The sequence below is a fragment of the Phycisphaeraceae bacterium genome (assembly GCA_019636655.1).
Classification (GTDB): Bacteria; Planctomycetota; Phycisphaerae; order Phycisphaerales; family UBA1924; genus JAHBXB01.
Genome location: JAHBXB010000002.1, coordinates 73,004 through 89,685, shown reverse-complemented (window position 1 = coordinate 89,685; position 16,682 = coordinate 73,004). Strand labels below are relative to the sequence as shown.

General features: G+C 68.1%; 18 protein-coding genes. 14 read left to right on the top strand and 4 right to left on the bottom strand.

The annotated features are described in order from the left end of the window. Nucleotides 1-40 precede the first annotated feature (40 nt). Entirely contained in the window at nucleotides 41-601 is a 561-nt protein-coding gene (locus KF745_05845) for a PEP-CTERM sorting domain-containing protein (protein MBX3357932.1), read from the top strand. 147 nt (nucleotides 602-748) lie between these two features. On the opposite strand, the gene KF745_05840 is transcribed toward KF745_05845, so the two are convergent. Then, complete coding sequence (locus KF745_05840; protein ID MBX3357931.1) at nucleotides 749-1,294, bottom strand: NADH-quinone oxidoreductase subunit I; 546 nt, start codon at nucleotides 1,292-1,294, stop codon at nucleotides 749-751. Nucleotides 1,295-1,402: 108 nt separating this feature from the next. Here KF745_05840 and KF745_05835 point away from each other — a divergent pair, with 108 nt between their 5' ends. The 3 genes from KF745_05835 (at nucleotide 1,403) to KF745_05825 (ending at nucleotide 3,739) form a co-directional block, all read left to right on the top strand. Continuing rightward, on the top strand, nucleotides 1,403-2,272 hold the full coding sequence (locus tag KF745_05835; protein MBX3357930.1) for a hypothetical protein: 870 nt from the start codon (nucleotides 1,403-1,405) through the stop codon (nucleotides 2,270-2,272). A 39-nt stretch (nucleotides 2,273-2,311) separates the two neighbouring features. Continuing rightward, entirely contained in the window at nucleotides 2,312-2,473 is a 162-nt protein-coding gene (locus KF745_05830) for a small basic protein (GenBank protein ID MBX3357929.1), read from the top strand. 75 nt (nucleotides 2,474-2,548) lie between these two features. Further along, nucleotides 2,549-3,739: an aminotransferase class I/II-fold pyridoxal phosphate-dependent enzyme gene (locus KF745_05825; GenBank protein MBX3357928.1), complete on the top strand. Its 1,191-nt coding sequence runs from the start codon at nucleotides 2,549-2,551 to the stop codon at nucleotides 3,737-3,739. A gap of 224 nt (nucleotides 3,740-3,963) precedes the next feature. Here KF745_05825 and KF745_05820 read toward each other — a convergent pair whose 3' ends face one another. Then, entirely contained in the window at nucleotides 3,964-5,280 is a 1,317-nt protein-coding gene (locus KF745_05820; GenBank protein ID MBX3357927.1) for an ABC transporter permease, read from the bottom strand. After that, on the bottom strand, nucleotides 5,277-6,209 hold the full coding sequence (locus tag KF745_05815; GenBank protein ID MBX3357926.1) for an ABC transporter ATP-binding protein: 933 nt from the start codon (nucleotides 6,207-6,209) through the stop codon (nucleotides 5,277-5,279). The genes KF745_05820 and KF745_05815 overlap by 4 nt, the downstream gene beginning before the upstream one ends. A gap of 141 nt (nucleotides 6,210-6,350) precedes the next feature. Here KF745_05815 and KF745_05810 point away from each other — a divergent pair, with 141 nt between their 5' ends. From KF745_05810 to KF745_05795, 4 genes are all read left to right on the top strand, one after another. Beyond that, entirely contained in the window at nucleotides 6,351-6,614 is a 264-nt protein-coding gene (locus KF745_05810; GenBank protein MBX3357925.1) for a hypothetical protein, read from the top strand. Between the two features lie 44 nt (nucleotides 6,615-6,658). Continuing rightward, nucleotides 6,659-7,525 (top strand): hypothetical protein, encoded by an 867-nt coding sequence (locus KF745_05805; protein ID MBX3357924.1) that lies wholly within the window; start codon nucleotides 6,659-6,661, stop codon nucleotides 7,523-7,525. A gap of 159 nt (nucleotides 7,526-7,684) precedes the next feature. Next, nucleotides 7,685-8,650: a fibro-slime domain-containing protein gene (locus tag KF745_05800; GenBank protein MBX3357923.1), complete on the top strand. Its 966-nt coding sequence runs from the start codon at nucleotides 7,685-7,687 to the stop codon at nucleotides 8,648-8,650. 138 nt (nucleotides 8,651-8,788) lie between these two features. Further along, nucleotides 8,789-9,742: a fibro-slime domain-containing protein gene (locus KF745_05795; GenBank protein MBX3357922.1), complete on the top strand. Its 954-nt coding sequence runs from the start codon at nucleotides 8,789-8,791 to the stop codon at nucleotides 9,740-9,742. Nucleotides 9,743-9,780: 38 nt separating this feature from the next. On the opposite strand, the gene rmuC is transcribed toward KF745_05795, so the two are convergent. Next, complete coding sequence (gene rmuC, locus KF745_05790) at nucleotides 9,781-11,274, bottom strand: DNA recombination protein RmuC (GenBank protein MBX3357921.1); 1,494 nt, start codon at nucleotides 11,272-11,274, stop codon at nucleotides 9,781-9,783. Between the two features lie 196 nt (nucleotides 11,275-11,470). On the opposite strand from rmuC, the gene KF745_05785 reads away from it, so the two are divergent. The 6 genes from KF745_05785 (at nucleotide 11,471) to KF745_05760 (ending at nucleotide 16,679) form a co-directional block, all read left to right on the top strand. Next, nucleotides 11,471-12,061, top strand: a complete 591-nt coding sequence (locus tag KF745_05785) for a hypothetical protein (protein MBX3357920.1) — start codon at nucleotides 11,471-11,473, stop codon at nucleotides 12,059-12,061. Between the two features lie 118 nt (nucleotides 12,062-12,179). Continuing rightward, nucleotides 12,180-12,512 carry a co-chaperone GroES gene (locus tag KF745_05780; GenBank protein ID MBX3357919.1) on the top strand — a complete coding sequence of 111 codons (333 nt, stop codon included), beginning with the start codon at nucleotides 12,180-12,182 and terminating at the stop codon, nucleotides 12,510-12,512. Between the two features lie 7 nt (nucleotides 12,513-12,519). Further along, nucleotides 12,520-12,744, top strand: coding sequence for a hypothetical protein (locus tag KF745_05775; GenBank protein MBX3357918.1), 225 nt, complete (start codon nucleotides 12,520-12,522; stop codon nucleotides 12,742-12,744). A gap of 71 nt (nucleotides 12,745-12,815) precedes the next feature. Next, on the top strand, nucleotides 12,816-14,450 hold the full coding sequence (gene groL / locus KF745_05770) for a chaperonin GroEL (GenBank protein MBX3357917.1): 1,635 nt from the start codon (nucleotides 12,816-12,818) through the stop codon (nucleotides 14,448-14,450). A 104-nt stretch (nucleotides 14,451-14,554) separates the two neighbouring features. Beyond that, nucleotides 14,555-15,109: a hypothetical protein gene (locus tag KF745_05765; GenBank protein ID MBX3357916.1), complete on the top strand. Its 555-nt coding sequence runs from the start codon at nucleotides 14,555-14,557 to the stop codon at nucleotides 15,107-15,109. A 148-nt stretch (nucleotides 15,110-15,257) separates the two neighbouring features. After that, a complete protein-coding gene (locus KF745_05760; protein MBX3357915.1) occupies nucleotides 15,258-16,679 on the top strand; it encodes a SpoIIE family protein phosphatase in 1,422 nt (473 codons plus the stop codon). Nucleotides 16,680-16,682: the final 3 nt, after the last annotated feature.

Genomic DNA, 16,682 nt, shown 5'->3' with positions numbered 1-16,682 from the left:
TTCCCACTGCCTCATATGTGAAGAGACAGGAGAACCTCAGATGCGAACCAGACTGCTTGTGTGTGCGGCGGCCATTGCGGGCGCATCGGGGGCGGCCTTCGCGCAGCCCATCCTGGAGTCCGAGCCGAACAACACGATGGCGACGGCGAACGCCATCGTCGCCTCGCAGTACCCCACCGGCGCGTTTGCCTTTGACGGCGCCATCTCTCCGGGCGATGTCGACTGGATCACCTTCACGCTCCCGATCGAGACCATCATCAACGCCTCGACTTTCGGGCGGCCCAACAGCCTCTCGGGCGACAGTCAGATCATCCTCGTCGGCCCCGGCAGCACGATCGTCGCCTTCGATGACGATTCGGGGCTCGGCCTCTTCTCGGCTTTCGAGGCGACCGTGAGCGCGGGCACCTACTTCCTGGGCGTCACCGGATTCGATGATCTCGACCTGGGGCTCTCCGGCACCAACCCGCCGCGGATCCCCACGGGGGCGCACCAGGAATCGTTCGAGTACAAACTCGTGGTCGGGTTCAACCCCGTCCCGGCGCCGGGGAGCCTCGCGCTCCTGGGTGCGGGCGGCGCGATGCTGCTGCGGCGACGCCGCTAGCACTCGCGCGACATCTCGGTCCGTTGCGGGGAAGGCCGGAAGCGGGAGAGCCGGCCTTCCCCTCTTTTTTGGATCGTAGAGATCGGCGAATTGCGAGAAAAGGAGAGCACAGGCCACATCGACGCGTGGTCCGGCTCGACCGGTCGCTTACATCGGCTTGCGGTTGATCGTCACGTCGTACACGTGCAGCAGCTTCTCTTTGTCGAACACCATCTCCTGCCGCGACAGCCCGTACACGTCGTACTCCATCGTCAGTTCGATCGCGTCCACCGGGCACGCTTCCTCGCACATCCCGCAGAAGATGCACCGCAGCTCGTCGATCTCGAACTTCTTCGGGTACTTCTCCCGGTCGTCCCAGGGCGACTCGGCGGCCTCGATGTGGATGCACCGCGCCGGGCACAGCGTCGGGCACATCATGCATGCCACGCACTTTACCCGCCCCTCCTCGTCGCGGTTCAGCCGGTGCACGCCCCGGAAGTTCCGGACCTCCACCCCCCCCTTGTCCACCGGCATCTGCTCCCGCCGCTCCTCGGGGTACTGCAGCGTCAGGAAGTTCTTCCCCCCGACGATCGTCCCGAACATGTGGCGCAGCGTCGTCCCGAACCCCTTGAAGATCGCCGGGAGGTACACGCTCTCCAGCCGGTTCATCTCCGGCGATTCCAGACGCAGAATGTCCTGTTCCTTGATGGCCATAAGCCGACGAGTATAGGGGAACCTCCCGCCCGGATCGCCCGCCACCGCCCCCTCCCCCTTCCAGCCGCCCCCATTGCACGCCGCACCCGGTCTGAGGATAATTGCACCATGTCACGCGGCCGCCGGCTCACGCCACTGTTCGAGGCCATGCGGGAGACCACCCCCGCCAAGGCGTCCGTCGCGCCGGACTCTCCCCCCGTCGAGGTCCCCGTCCCCGCGCCCGCTCCGAAATCCACGCCTGCCTCGCCCCGGGTCCTCAACGGTCCGCGAGTCCTCCGGCCCGTTGCCGATGACGACGCCGCCGACTCCTCCCCCTCCACCGGCTCGGCCAGGGAGTCCCTCGCTGCGTCGGTCAAGCAGGCGATCGAGCGGACCTACATCGTCCCCGGCCGAATGCTGCTGATCGGCGTCAGCGTCCTTGTCGTGGTCCTCGGCCTGACCTGGATCATCGCCTACACCGCCGGGGAGCGCCGCCAGAAGGCTCAGCTCCTCCAGCGGGTCGCCGAGAGCAGTGGGGCCCCGCCCCTCCAGCCCGCCGAGGATGTCGACCCCCGCCCGCAGCCCCCGCCGGCCGCACCGCGGACCGAACCGCGAGCGCAAAACACCCCCTCCGTCCAGCCCATCACCCCCGAATCCCCCAGCCCTGGTCCCGACCCCAGGGTGAACGGCAACAACTACCTCTACGTCGTCACCACCTCATACAGCGACGCCCAGGCTACCGCGGCGTTCCTGACCACCAACGGCCTCCCCGCCGGGATGGTCCCCTACGGCGACAAGGTTGATCCGGACTCCGAACGCGCAAAGAATGGTCGCTGGCGTGTTCTGGTGCTCGAGGGGATCCCCTCGGGTCAGTTCCGGAACAGCGCCCGCCGGTCTGAACTCGAGGCCGACGTCCGTCGGATCGGGTGGAAGAAGGACCGCCGGGGGAATACAACCTTCGACTTCGCCTGGGAACTGTACAAGTCCGGCACCCCCTAGCCGACCGGCCGCCGGGGATCTCGGACAAAGGGACCGCTCATGAGCCTCGACCGTTCGCTGAAGACCTCCAGCACCATGGCCTCCGCACGCAGCGTGCTGACCCGCGCCGAGCGGATGACCAAAATGATCGCCGACAAGAAGATGGACGCCAAGAAGCCCCGTGCCCTTGGCCTGCCCAAGACCAACGTCGGCAAGCGGTAGCCCCCGTCGCCCTGCGGCGCCCGTCGGGCGCCGGCTGGCCTGCGGGGCTCTGATAGTGGTGGGGCCAGCATGAACATCGACCGCCTCATTTCGCAGCGGGCCCGCCTCGTCGACGCCTCCGGTATCCGCCGCGTCTTTGACCTGGGCGCCAAGCTCAAGGACCCCATCAACCTCTCCATCGGTCAGCCGGATTTCCCGGTCCCCGATGCGATCAAGCGCGCGGCGGTCGAGGCGATCACAAGCGACCGCAACGGCTACACCGTCACCCAGGGCATCCCCGCCCTGCGCGAGCGCATCGCCGCCCATCTCAAGTCCGACCTCGGCTGGAACGTCGACGCCCGCCCCCGCGCCGAGGCCTCCGCCACCGACCCCGGTCTCCTCGTCACCTCCGGCACCTCCGGCGCCCTCTGGCTCGCCGTGATGGCCCTCGTCGGTCCGCTTGACGAGATCATCATCCCCGATCCCTATTTCGTCCTCTACCCGCACCTTGCGACGGTCGTGGGGGGGCGCGCTGTGCGCTGCAACACCTACCCGGACTTCCAGCTCACCGCCGCCCGCGTCGAGCCGCTGATCACCCCGCGCACCAAGATGGTGCTCTTCAACTCCCCCTCCAACCCCGCGGGAACCGTCGCCACCCAGCGGCTCTGCGCCGAACTGCTCGACCTCTGCCGCCGGCGCGACATCCTGCTGGTCAGCGACGAGATCTACGACGAGTTCACCTACTCCGAATCCCGCGAGGTTGTCGGCGCCGCCGCGAACCCGGTCTGCCCATCCCCCGCCCGCATCGCCGGCGCCGAGCAGGATGTGCTCGTCGTCCGCGGCTTCGGCAAGACCTACGGCATCACCGGCTGGCGCCTCGGCTACGCCGCGGGCCCCCGGCGACTGATCGAGGAGATGACCAAGCTCCAGCAATACTCCTTCGTCTGCGCCCCCTCCGCCCTGCAGTGGGGCGCCGTCCCGGCGCTCGACGTCGACATGTCCAACCACGTCGCCGCCTACCAGAACCGGCGCGACATGGTCGTCGAGCGGCTCTCACGCGTCACCGAACTCACCGTCCCCGGTGGCGCCTTCTACGCATTCCCCAAGATCCCCGCCCACCTCGGTCTCTCCGCCGGCCAGTTCGTCGAGCGCTGCATCGAGCGCGGCCTGCTCGTCATCCCCGGCTCGGTCTTCTCCGACCGCGACACGCACCTCCGCCTCTCCTACGCCACCGACGAGACCACGCTCTCCCGAGGCCTCGACATCCTCGTCGACCTGATGAAGTAGCGGCCTCGCTCCGTCCGCCGCGGCGGGCCCCTTGGCCCAATCTTCGCCGCCGCTGAACACATCGCGGCTTCCGGTTCAGGCCCGATCGCGGTACCCTCCCAGCATGAGGCCCCGGTCGTGCCGGTGGCCGTGCCCCGCCGCCGCCGGTTCGTTCGACTCACTCTCTCCGGCAGCGGCCCCATCGAGGACGGCCCGGCTTCGCGCCGGGCCGATCTCGTTTTGCCTCACACCGTTTCCCACCGCCGCGCCAGCACGCGGGCGATCCCCAGGAACGCCGCCGCCATCAGCACCAGCGCCGTCACCTGCGGCCACAGCCCCCGCACCCCAGTCTCCCGCCAGAACACGTTGTAGTACCCATCCAGCGCCCACCCGTTGAACGTCAGCAGCCCCACCTTCTGCATCGTCTCCGACATCAGCGCCCGCGGCAGCATGCTCCCGCCCACCGCCGACATCGTCAGGATCGCGATCGTCGACACCCCGCCCAGCTGCGCCCGCGTCCTGCACGCCGCCGCGAGCATCATCCCGAACGCCGACGCCGCCCCCGCCGTCACCGCCGTGATCACCAGGAACTCAGGCAGGTGTTGCCACAACTCCACGCCGAACACCAGCGCCCCCCACACGAACATCACCGTTACCTGCGCCACCCCAACGCCTGCCACGAACAGCCATTTGTACACCAGCAGCCGCCCCATCGTCAGTCGCGATGACAGCAGCCGCTCCAGCACCCCCGACTCCTCCTCTTCCAGCAACACCCCCGCCGCCGACGACGCCATGAACAGCAGGAACATCACCCCCGTCCCCGTCGCCGCAAACATCGATGTGATCGCCCGCGTCGTCTTGCCCTCGCCCAGCACGTCCACCAGTTTCACCCCGACCAGGCCGCGGAATCCCGGCCCACCGCCCGCGGCCGCGTCCTTGTCACCCTCCGCCGTCGACGCCGCCGCGCCGTCGGCCGGCTTTTCTTCCGCCTGCTGCCTCAGCATCGGCAGCCACTGATCCACCGCCTTCTGCTGCTCCGGCGTGAACCCGCCGGCGAACTTCTCGAACAGGTCGAACCCCTTCGTCGCCATCAGGTCCGGCATCGCGGTCATCGCCGCGGCCTGCATCAGCCCCGACACCATCTGCGGCGCCACCGGGTCCGATGTGTCCGCCAGCAGCTCCACCTCCACCCCGCCGCCGATGAAGTCCCCGAACGACTGGCCGAACCCCTTGGGAAACACCGCGGCCAGCGGCACCTTCCCGTTGGCCACCATCTCCCGCGCCCGCTCTTTCGAGATCGGCGCCCCGGGGTTCCCCTCTTCGCGGATGACCGTCAGGCCATCCTCCTTGCTCAGCCCCGCGATGAACCGCCCGCTCGCCTCCGATCGGTCCTCGTCCACCACCACGAGCTTGACCTTCGGCGTCGACCCCCGACCCCCCATCCCCGAGAACAGCCCGGCGAAGATCGTGAAGAACACCAGCGGCAGCGCGAAGGTCAGCAGCATCGCGACGCGGTCGCGCCGGAGCTGGATCAGCCACGCCCTCATCAGCGTGCCCATCATTCCCGCAACTCCCGCCCTGTCAGGTGTATGAACACCGCCTGCAGGCTCGGCGCCTCGATGTGGACATCCTCCACGCGCCGCCCGGCCCTGGCGATCTTCTCCAGCACCTCCGGCAGCCCCAGCGCCACATCCTCCATCGCCCACTCCACCATCGCCCCGTCGATCCGGCCCCCCAGGTCCTCCCCGCTCCACGCGCTGTCCAGTGTCAGCCGCACCCGCCGCGCCGGCCCGATCGTCCGCGCCACCAGGTCGTCGAATCGTCCCTCCGCGATTACCTTCCCGTGATCGATGATCACCACCCGGTCGCACACGCGCTGCGCCTCATCCAACTGGTGCGTCGTCAGCAGCAGGCTCGTCCCGCCCGCCTTGAGCAGCGTCAGCATCTCCCAGATCCGCTCGCGACTCTGCGGATCAACCCCCACGGTCGGCTCGTCCAGCAGCAGCACCTCCGGCTTGTGCAGCACCGCGCACGCGATGTTCAGCCGCCGCTTCATCCCACCCGAAAACCCCCGCACCACCTCGTCCGCCCGGTCCTCCAGCCCCGTCCACGCGAGCGCCCACCCCTCCCGCTCCGCCAACTCCACCCGCCCCACGCCCGCCAGCGAGCCGAACACGCGGATGTTCTCCCGCGCCGTCAGCGCGTCGTACAGCGCAATCTCCTGCGGCACCACCCCCATCCGCGATCGCGCCGCATCCACCTCGACGCCCTTGGGCCCCGCGGCGTCAACGCGCTGACCGAACAGCACCACCTCCCCCTCCCCCGGCCGCACCCGCCCGCAGATCGTCCGGATCAGCGTCGTCTTCCCCGCCCCGTTGGGCCCCAGCAGCCCCAGCCACTCCCCGCGCCGGAGCGACACCGAAGCGCCATCCAGGGCCCGCGTGGCCCCGAACGACTTGCTCAGCGATCGCGCCACCAGCACATCGTGCATTGATTGTCCTCTTGTGTCCAACGCGGACCGAACGCCGCCAGCATACGGCAAAGCGCTGCCCGCCTGTCGGGGTTCAGGGGATTCTGCGGCGGCCCTGCTCGCCCATCCGATGCTCTCCAGCGACCCAATAGAGGCCTCCCAATGATGGACTGGCTTACCCCGTACTACGGCACCGACTGGCTCGGCATGGTCCTCATGCTCGGCTACGTCTACCTCCTCGGCAGCCGCCGCCGCGAGGGCTTCCTCGTCGGCGTTGCTTCCAATATCACCTGGGGGATCTTCGGTGTCCTCGCCCTCTCCTGGCCCACCGTGGGAACCAACCTGATTCTGCTCGTTCTCAATGTCAGGGGTTACATCCACTGGCGGAAGCCGGACTTGGCAACTTCCAAAGATCAGGTATCCTAGTGCCCGGCCAAGGCGGCCCAACGACGCCCGGGGAATCACGGAACATGACCACGCCACAGGGATCGCCGCCAGCCAAGATCTGCATCCGCTGCAAGCAGGATTGCTCATCGCGCCCGCGCACCAAGGACGCCGCTGGCCGGTACACCTGCCGCGACTGCGTCGAGGCTTTGCAGGCCAACCGCGCCGCCCAGGCCGCCGCGGCGCCCGTCGCCGCCGTCGCCGAATCGGAGCCCTGGGCCTTCGACCCCGCCGACGACAACGCCGCCATCTTCGGCCTCGCCGATGCGCCCGCGGCCGCCCCGTCCGCCAAACCCGCCGGCGGCCCCTGCAAGGGCTGCGGCAACTTCATCGCCCCCGGCGTCGTCGTCTGCACCAACTGCGGGTTCAACACCAAGACCGGGAAACAGCTGGGCGTCAAGACCGGAGTCGATGTACTCGAGGATCATTCACAGCGAGCCAAGCGTCAGCGGGAGGGTGCCAAGACCGCGCAGCAGGAATACATCAAACCCCTCGTGATGCTGATTGTTGGCGTTGCGGGCGTTGCGGTACTCGGCGGGCAGGGCGCGAGCAGCGTATTGGCGTACCTGGTTGCCACAGGCATAGGGGTAGTGGTTGGCCTCGCTGTCTACTGGGTCTGCTGCATGCTGTGGATCGGATTCGATGCGCCGATGGGCCTGACAGCTCTGCGCCTCGCCGGCATTTACGTCGTGGTCGATCTGGTCGCCCACCTCTGCGACCTCTTGCCGATCCCGTTGTTGACCATGATCCTGCCGTGCCTGACGTACATGGGGCTGCTGATGTCCATGCTCGACATGGAGATCGTCGATGCTGTTGTGGTCGCCATCGCGACGTTTATTGTAAAAATGCTCCTCCTGATCGTTCTGCTTTCGGCGCTCCTGCAAGCCTTGTGACGCCGGCAGTGCGGCTGATCATGGTGCGCGTTATCGGAGGTGTCGGCCGCGCAGGCCGCATCGGCCCCACAGACCGTACCAGCAGTATGCGGCGAGGTGCCCCCGGGTTGCACCGCTGCCTGCGCATGGCCCACTTCATCTATCTCTGAGGGCCACTCCATGCGCACCAAGATGCCGACACCCGCGACACGCCACCCCCTTCTCCGTTCTATCTCCGCCTCCGCCTTGCTCGCCACGTCGGGCCTGGCCATGCTCGGCGGTCACGCCGCGCCGCCCGAACTCCCCGAGACCATCCAACTCATCGGCGTCGCCCGCGACTTCAAGGAACGCTCCGTCAACGGCGGCCACCCCGACTTCGAGCTCGACCCCGCCGACGGTTTCGGCCAGTACGCGGGTATCGTCTCCGACACCCTCGGCGCCTCCAACACCCCCGCGTTCCAGTCCCAGGGCCGGCGAGTCAGCCGCCCCGCTCGGGACGCTAAGGGCCGCAACATCATCGATGCGAAGCCCTACCTCGCTTCCGTTCCCGGCGACGTCCCCGCCTCCATCTCCACCGCCACCGGCGGCGCCGTCACCAACAACGGCAAGTTCCAGCAGTGGTTCAAGACCGTGAACGGCACGAACAAGGCCATCTCCGTGCCCCTTGTCCTCCGCCGTACGGGGCAGAGCAACCAGTACGTCTTCGACAGCGCCACCGACCCCGTTTACTCCGCCCTCGGCGGCTTCTTCCCCATCAACAAGCTCGGCTACGGCAACTCCGCCGGCGACAACAAGAACTACCACTTCACCTACACCCTCTCCACCGAGTTCGTCTACACCCGCAACTCCGGCCAGGTCTTCACCTTCACCGGCGACGATGACGTCTGGGTCTTCATCGATCGCAAGCTCGTCATCGACCTCGGCGGCGTCCATGGCCGCATCTCTCAGACCATCGAGCTCGACCGCCTCACCTGGCTCCAGGATGGCGAGACCTACTCCCTCCGCTTCTTCTTCGCCGAGCGACACCGCACCGAGTCTAACTTCCGCATCGAGACCACCCTCAACCTCCAGGACTCCAGCGAGTCCGACGACGAGGCCCCGGGTCGTCTGTACATCCGCAAGTGGGAAGAACGCGAGCCCGGCTGAGTTTCTCGGACCCGCGCCCGCCGTTCATTCCACCCAGCCCCTACCCCTTCCGCACCCCCGCGCGCCCGCGACCCCGGGTACTCCCGTGCTGCCGCGGCACAGCCGATTCTCCTTTCTGTCACCAGATAGGAGACGGTTATGCATCCCAGTTTCACCCGCGCCCGCGCCATCACCTCCACCATCCTCCTCCTCGCAGGCGCCGCCTGCTCCCTCGGCCTCCACGCCGAGCCCCCGGAACTCCCGAGCTCCATCCAGCTCGTCGGCGTCGCCCGCGACTTCAAGGAGCGTTCCGTCTCCGGCGGCCACGATGACTTCGAACTCGATCCCTCTGGCGGCTTCGGCCAGTACGCTGGCATCGTTGGTGACACCCTCGATTCCTCCGGCCGGCCCGTGTACAAGTCCACCGGCTACCGCGTCACCAAGCCGGCCAAGGACTCCAAGGGCCGCCCCATCATCAACTCCAAGTCCTACATCGCTTCCGTCTCCGGTGATTCCTCGGCCACCATCTCCAGTTCTACCGGCGGCGCCGTCACCAACAAGTCCAAGTTCAACCAGTGGTTCAAGACCACCAAGAACGTCAACACCGCCATCAATGTCCCCCTGACCCTCCGCCGTGTTGGTCTCTCCAACACCTACACCTTCGACAGCGCCACCGACCCCGCCTACTCCGCCCTCGGCGGCTTCTTCCCCATCAACAAGAAGGGGTTCGGTAACTCCTCCGGCGACAACAAGAACTTCCACTTCACCTTCGAACTCGCCACCCAGTTCGTCTACACCCGCAACTCCGGCCAGGTCTTCACCTTCAGCGGCGACGACGACGTCTGGGTCTTCATCGACGGCCGGCTCGTCATCGACCTCGGCGGCATCCACGGCCGCCTCGAGCAGACCATCGACCTCGACCGCCTCACCTGGCTCAAGGACGGCGACACCTACTCCCTCCGCTTCTTCTTCGCCGAGCGCCACCGCACCGAATCTAATTTCCGCATCACCACCACCCTCAACCTCGTCGACACCGGAGAGGTGGAGAAGGAAGAGGACACCGCCCCGCCAGCCCCCAAGGTCTGGTCGTGGACCGAAGTCGACCCCGGCTAAGCCCGCCGTCATCGCCTCCCGCACCCCCCGCGCCCCGGTCACGCCTCCCCGTCCGCGCCCACGCCCCGCGGCAGGCGCGGCCGCACCGTGATCTCCGCCGGCTGCGTCAACTCCTTCGAGCTCTTCGCCCCCGCCTCCTCGAACCGCCGCAGCGTCGGCTCCAGCCGCGATTCGTACGACCCCCGCATGTCGTTGTACCGCCGCACGGCCTGGTCCAGCGCCAGCCCCACCTTCTCCATGTGGTCCGCCAGCACGCTCGCCCGCTCGTGCAGCTGCCGCCCCAGTTCGAACAGCTCCCGCGCCTGCTCCTCGATCCGCTGTTCCCGCCACCCCACCGCCACCGCCCGCAGCAGCCCGATCAGCGACGCCGGGCTCGCGATGATCACCCGCTGGCTCGCCGCCTCCTCCAGCAGCGCCGGCCGCCGCCGCATCGCGGCATCCAGGAACTGCTCCCCCGGCACGAACATCACCACGAACTCCGGTGATCCCTCGTACCGCGACCAGTAGTTCTTCTTCCCCAACGCCGACGCCTGGTCGCCGATGTTCTTCGCGAACCGCTCCAGGCACGCCTCCGCCTCCTCGGGCGTCCGCGCATCCAGCGCCTCGAGATACCCGCGGATGTTCGTCTTCGCGTCCACTGCCAGTTCCCGCCCGCTGGGCATCTTCACCAGCATGTCCGGCCGCAGCGCCGACCCCGCGTCGTCCACCGTCTGATCCTGCTCCACGAAATCGCAGTGCTCCACCATTCCCGCCAGTTCCGCCACCCGCTTGAGCTGCATCTCCCCGTACCGCCCGCGCACCTGCGGGTCCCGCATCGCCTGCGCCAGCCGCCCCGTCTCCGCCCGCAACTCCGCGCTCGCCGCGGCGACCTGCTGCACCTCCCGCAGCATCCCCGAGTACGCGCTCACCCGCTCCTTCTCCATCGCCGCCAACTTTTCATCCGTCTTCCTCAGCGTCTCCGTGATCGGCTGCACCAGTTGCTCCACCGCCGACCGCCGTTTCTCCAACTCCCCCTCCGCCGCCTTGCTCTTCACCTCGAAACTCTGTTCCGCCAACTTGAGGAACTCCGACGTCGACGCCTTGAGCGCGTCCGCCGCGAGCGAGCCGAACACCTTCTGGAACTTTTCCTCCACCTGCGCCAGCGTCCGCTCGATCGCCTCCTTCGCCTGCCGTGTCGCCTCCAGCCTCTCCCGGTGCACCCGCTCCGCCGCCTCCAGCCGCTCCCGCGCGACCTCCTCCACCCGCGAGATCTCCGCCTCGTACCCCTCTCGATCCCCCTGGCTTCGCTCCACCAGTTGCGCCCGCTCCTCCCGCAGCGCGGCGGCCGTCCCCCGCGCGTCCTCCAGCGCTCCCAGCGCCCGTCGCAACTCCTCCCTCGCCTGCTCCGCCTCGGCCCGCGCCCCATCCCGCTCGGCTCTCGCCCCCGCCGCGTCCGACTGCAACCGCCCCCGCTCGATGAGCAGCCAGACCACCCCCGCCGCCCCCACGCCCGCTACCACCCCCAGCACCACGTGCAGCACATCCAGCGTCATGCCTGCAGTCTACCCCGTTCCGGTCCCCTCGATCGGCCAATGTTCGCCTGCCGATTTGGCACGCCATTCGCCTCTACCCCTGCCCGCTGGCAGCCCTATTTCGCCCCAGCCCCGTCGGAGGCCTTCCCACAGCCCCCACGCGTGCCGCTCCACGCCTCGCACTCAGCGGCACACCCCTTGCCTTTAGCGCTGGTGGATGCTTCAGGTGCGCTTCCATCCCGGTGACCCTTCCCGAGACCCCGCCGGGTCCGATTCCCTCCGCCCGCGCTGGCGCTCCGAGCAGGCCTCGGCCCCCAAGTCAGCCGCCAACCCCGATGCCGGTGGCCGGCTCAACCTCCTCATCTCCTGCGCCTCCTGGCGCGGCGACTCCTGGGCCGACCGCATCCCCACGCTCCTCGAACCCTTCGGCGTCTACTCCCTCCGCGCCCGCTCTGCCTGCGAGGCCGAACAGACCATCCGCCGCGCCCCGGTCCACATCGCCGTCGTCGATCTCGGCCTCCCCCTCGATTCCTCCCCCGCCGCCTCCGACCCCTCCTCCCCGACCTACCACAGCCACGAGGGCGGCCCCCGCATCCTCGAACTCCTCCGCCGCCTCGATGCCCCGCCCCCGACCGTGGTCATCAAGGGCCCACGCTCCCAGCGCGATGAGTCCCGCCACCTCTCCGCCGCTCTTCAGTGCGGCGCCTTCGCCGTCGTCGACCGTTCCTCCGCAACCCTCGAGCAGATGCTCGACGTCCTTCGCCGCTGCCTGACCCGCTTCTACCAGGACCGCTGGCCCGGCCGCTAGCCACGCACGCACGCTGCTTCCCGCGTTCCCCCCGGAACGCTCGTTGTCCCGCCCGTTTCGTCCCCTCGTTTCACCAATCTCCCTTTAGGAGCGATGACCAATGGCCAAGTCCGCGACGATGAACCCCCCCAAGAGCAAGTCCCCCGCCGTCAACGTCCGCCCCCTTCACGACAAGATCCTCGTCCGCCGCGACGAGGCCCAGGACCGCACCGACAGCGGTATCTACCTCCCCGAGAAGGCCAAGGACACCCCCAAGACCGGCGTCGTCGAGGCCGTCGGCACCGGCACCGTCAACACCGAGACCGGCGCCCTCATCCCCCTCACCGTCAAGAAGGGCGACCGCGTCATCTTTACTTCCTACGCCGGCACCGAACTCAAGCTCGGCGCCGTCGGCAGCGAGGACAAGCTCCTCATCATGTCCGAGGACGAGATCCTCGCCATCATCGACTGATCCCCGCATGACCTCCGACCAGCTCCGCCAAGCCCTGCGCGAACTCCGCGGCGACCGCGACCTCGCTGTCGTCTTCGCCGACATGCCCTCTCCGGTCGCCGGGGTCGCCAACCTCCTGGTCAAGACCGCCATGCTCATCCCCGACGAGGAGGACCACCTCGTCAAAGTCACCGACGGCAAGGCCGTCTACATCCTCGACGCCGAACGCGTCGCATGGGTCAAGATCGGTTAGCCCAGTCCCCCTGATTTCAACGCACGCCCGCGCCGCAGCGCCGGGCACAAGCACACAAAGGACCCTTCCCTATGGCAGCCAAGCAGATCGCATTCGACACCGACGCCCGCGAGCGCATCCTCAACGGCGTGAAGAAACTCGCCGCCGCCGTCAAGGTCACCCTCGGACCCTCCGGCCGCGTCGTCGTCCTCGAGAAGTCCTTCGGCGCCCCGACCGTCACCAAGGACGGCGTCACCGTCGCCAAGGAGATCGAGCTCGACGATCCCTACGAAAACATGGGCGCCCAGATGGTCAAGGAGGTCGCCTCCAAGTCCTCCAAGGACGCGGGCGACGGCACCACCACCGCCACCATCTACGCCGAGGCCATCTTCCAGGAGGGCCTCAAGAACATCACCGCCGGCGCCAACCCCAACCAGGTGAAGCGCGGCATCGACCTCGCCGTCGCCGCCATCGTCGACGAGCTCAAGAACATGTCCAAGGCCGTCTCCTCCTCCAAGGAGATCGCCCAGGTCGGCACCTGCTCCGCCAACCAGGACGCCGACATCGGCGGCAAGATCGCCGAGGCCATGGACAAGGTCGGCAAGGACGGCGTCATCACCGTCGAGGAGGGCACCAGCCTCGTCACCGAGATCGAGCTCGTCGAGGGCATGCAGTTCGACAAGGGCTTCCTCTCGCCCCACTTCGTCACCAACGCCGCCACTATGGAGGTCGTCCTCGAGAAGCCCTACATCCTCATCTTCGAGAAGAAGATCTCCTCCGCCAAGGACATGCTCCCCCTCCTCGGCCGCATCGCCGAGCAGGGCGCCAGCCTCCTCATCATCGCCGAGGATGTCGACTCCGAGGCCCTCGCCACCCTCGTCGTCAACAAGCTCCGCGGCGTCCTCAAGATCTGCGCCGTCAAGGCCCCCGGCTTCGGCGACCGCCGCAAGGAGATGCTCGGCGACATCGCCGTCCTCACCGGCGGCAAGGCCATCATGGAGGAGCTCGGCATCGACCTCGAGAAGATCGAGCTCTCCGACCTCGGCCGCGCCAAGAAGGTCACCATCGACAAGGACAACACCACCATCGTCGAGGGCGCCGGCTCCCAGGCCGATATCAAGGGCCGCATCGAGCAGATCCGCCACCAGGTCGAGGTGACCACCTCCGACTACGACCGCGAGAAGCTCGAGGAGCGCCTCGCCAAGCTCGCCGGCGGCGTCGCCCAGATCAACGTCGGGGCCGCCACCGAGGTCGAGATGAAGGAGAAGAAGGCCCGCGTCGAGGACGCCCTCCACGCCTGCCGCGCCGCCGTGGAGGAGGGCATCCTCCCCGGTGGCGGCGTCGCCATCCTCCGCGCCCGCAAGGTCCTCGACAAGCTCCGCAAGAAGCACGACGGCGACATCCGCGTCGGCATCGACATCGTCGACCGCGCCGTCGTCCACCCCATCAAGCAGATCGTCGCCAACTGCGGCCTCGACGGCTCCATCGTCGCCAACAAGGTCACCGAGAGCAACGACACCAACTACGGCTTCAACGCCCTCACCCACGAGTACGGCAACCTCGTCCAGATGGGCGTCATCGTCCCCACCAAGGTCGAACGCGTCGCCCTCCAGAACGCCGCCAGCATCGCCAGCCTCCTCCTCACCACCGACGCCGCCATCGTCGAGATCAAGGACAAGAAGGCCAAGGCCCCCGCGGGCGGCGGCATGGACGACATGGACTACTGATCCGCCAGACACCCACAGTCGATGACCACCCCCAGAACCCAGGGACCCCAGTCCCTGGGTTCTTTCTTTCTCGCGCGGACGACGCGGATGTATGCTCACCCACCATGACCGCGTGGAACGGCTGGTATCACGTCACCGGAAACACCTATGGCACGTGGCTGCCGGGCGATGACCGCGGCTGGAAGACCCGTCACGCCCGCCCTCAGCCCGGCGCCGATGCTCCGATACCGCCCGAGGATCGAAGCCGAATCCGCTCGCACGTCCAGGCGAGGATGGGGCGCAAAGCCGTGTCGCTCTCTCCGGCCGCCCGCTCGCTCGCCGCGGAGCGGCTCGCAGCGACTCTGGCTACGCATCAGGTCGAAGCCGTCATCCTGGCCGTGACACCGCATCACTTCCACGTGCTCGCTCGATTCACAGACAGCAACCCGCGAAGGTGGATCGGCCTTGCCAAGAAGGACAGTGCGCGAGCCCTCTCAAGCGCCGGGCTCGTTCCGCTCGGTGGCGTATGGGCCACGCGATCCCACTGCAAACCGATTGTTGATCGCGAGCACCAACTCAACGTTGCGAGGTACATTGCGAATCACGCCCAGGAGAACGCGACAGTCTGGCGGTTGATGCCGTCCCATCGCTCAACCTGCCGATCAGCGACGCCTCTCTAGCCTTGCTCGTCTTCCTGCGACTCCTCCATACAGAACCCGGGGACCGCAGTCCCCGGGTTCTTCTCTCCTACGTGCATCTCGTCGAGAGACTCACCGGCCTCCATCCCGCCCCCGGCCTCCCCTTCCCCCTCGGGTACACTCCCCGACCATGTCCGACCCCCCGCGGCAGCCGCCCCGCCACCGCCGCATCGACGCCTCCCCAGCCTTCCGCCACGCCGCCCTCCGCAGCGAAATCCGCCGCGCCTACGTCGTCATCGGGGTCATGCTCCTCCTCGAACTGATGATCACCCGCGCCGACTCCGTGAGCAACATGGATTGGCGCGTCATCCTCGCCTCGGCCATCGGCGTCGGCAGCATCATCATCGTCCAGTGCGTCATCCTCCTCCTCGCCCGGCACGCCGCCCGCACCGGCCGCAGCATCCCCTTCTGGTTCATCCTCACCACCGCCGTCATCGAGTGCCTCGTCCCGACCGCGATCATCATGATCGCCTTCGCCTCGGGCGCCCTGTCCCCCTACGCCGCGATGAGCGCCCCGCCCCTGTTGGCCTACGGCACCATGATCTGCCTCATGGTCCTCCGTCTTCGCCCGTGGCTCTGCGTCCTCGCCGGCGCGGTCTGCGCGCTGAGTTACCTCGGCACCCTCGCCTACATCACCGTCGGGCTCGGAATCGACACCCCCACGACCGGCCTTCCCCGTGTCGCCTACATCAACTCGGCCAGCATGATCTTCATCGGCGGCCTCGCCGCCGCGTGGGTCGCCCACGAGTTCCGCCTGCACGTCGAGGCCGCTCTCAACGAGGCCGAGGCCCGCCGCCGCATCGCCATGATCGAGCAGGACATCGCCGTCGCCCGCTCCATCCAGCAGGCCATCCTGCCCCACGAGCCCCCGGACATCCCCGGCTACGACATCGCCGGATGGAACCGCCCCGCCGATCAGACCGGCGGCGACTACTACGACTGGCAGCGCCTCCCCGACGGCAACTGGATCATCACCCTCGCCGACGTCAGCGGCCACGGCGTCGGCCCCGCAATGGTGACCGCCGCCTGCCGCGCCTACGTCCGCGCGACTTCATCCCACCACCCCGACCTCCCGGCCCTCATCACCCACGTCAACCACCTCCTCGCCCAGGACCTCCCCGACGGCCGCTTCGTCACCATGGCCAGTGTCCTCCTCACCCCCGGCAGCAATGCCCTCGGCCTGCTCTCCGCCGGGCACGGGCCCATCGTCCTCTACGTCGGCGCGCAGGGCTCCGTGCAGGACATCATGCCCCGCGACGTGCCCCTCGCCGTCATCCCCGATACCGCCTTCGGCCCCGCCCAGGTCGTCGAACTCGCCCGCGGCGATGTCCTCGCCCTGATCACCGACGGCTTCGTCGAATGGTCGAGACCCACCGCCACGAAGGCCCGCGAGCAGTTCGGCATCCAGCGGCTCCACGAGTCCCTCAGACGCCACTCCGCCCTCCCCGCCGCGGCCATGATCGATGCCATCGCCGCCGACGTCGCCGCCTTCGCCGGCGACGAACCCCAGCAGGACGACCTCACCATCGTGATCATCCGCCGCACCGCCTAGGCC

Excerpts from the sequence above, each read along its gene's own strand:
- KF745_05845 (MBX3357932.1), top strand. The coding sequence starts at position 41 with ATGCGAACCAGACTGCTTGTGTGTGCGGCGGCCATTGCGGGCGCATCG.
- KF745_05840 (MBX3357931.1), bottom strand. The coding sequence starts at position 1,294 with ATGGCCATCAAGGAACAGGACATTCTGCGTCTGGAATCGCCGGAGATG.
- KF745_05835 (MBX3357930.1), top strand. The coding sequence starts at position 1,403 with ATGTCACGCGGCCGCCGGCTCACGCCACTGTTCGAGGCCATGCGGGAG.
- KF745_05830 (MBX3357929.1), top strand. The coding sequence starts at position 2,312 with ATGAGCCTCGACCGTTCGCTGAAGACCTCCAGCACCATGGCCTCCGCA.
- KF745_05820 (MBX3357927.1), bottom strand. The coding sequence starts at position 5,280 with ATGATGGGCACGCTGATGAGGGCGTGGCTGATCCAGCTCCGGCGCGAC.
- KF745_05815 (MBX3357926.1), bottom strand. The coding sequence starts at position 6,209 with ATGCACGATGTGCTGGTGGCGCGATCGCTGAGCAAGTCGTTCGGGGCC.
- KF745_05810 (MBX3357925.1), top strand. The coding sequence starts at position 6,351 with ATGATGGACTGGCTTACCCCGTACTACGGCACCGACTGGCTCGGCATG.
- KF745_05805 (MBX3357924.1), top strand. The coding sequence starts at position 6,659 with ATGACCACGCCACAGGGATCGCCGCCAGCCAAGATCTGCATCCGCTGC.
- KF745_05800 (MBX3357923.1), top strand. The coding sequence starts at position 7,685 with ATGCGCACCAAGATGCCGACACCCGCGACACGCCACCCCCTTCTCCGT.
- KF745_05795 (MBX3357922.1), top strand. The coding sequence starts at position 8,789 with ATGCATCCCAGTTTCACCCGCGCCCGCGCCATCACCTCCACCATCCTC.
- rmuC (MBX3357921.1), bottom strand. The coding sequence starts at position 11,274 with ATGACGCTGGATGTGCTGCACGTGGTGCTGGGGGTGGTAGCGGGCGTG.
- KF745_05785 (MBX3357920.1), top strand. The coding sequence starts at position 11,471 with ATGCTTCAGGTGCGCTTCCATCCCGGTGACCCTTCCCGAGACCCCGCC.
- KF745_05780 (MBX3357919.1), top strand. The coding sequence starts at position 12,180 with ATGAACCCCCCCAAGAGCAAGTCCCCCGCCGTCAACGTCCGCCCCCTT.
- KF745_05775 (MBX3357918.1), top strand. The coding sequence starts at position 12,520 with ATGACCTCCGACCAGCTCCGCCAAGCCCTGCGCGAACTCCGCGGCGAC.
- groL (MBX3357917.1), top strand. The coding sequence starts at position 12,816 with ATGGCAGCCAAGCAGATCGCATTCGACACCGACGCCCGCGAGCGCATC.
- KF745_05765 (MBX3357916.1), top strand. The coding sequence starts at position 14,555 with ATGACCGCGTGGAACGGCTGGTATCACGTCACCGGAAACACCTATGGC.
- KF745_05760 (MBX3357915.1), top strand. The coding sequence starts at position 15,258 with ATGTCCGACCCCCCGCGGCAGCCGCCCCGCCACCGCCGCATCGACGCC.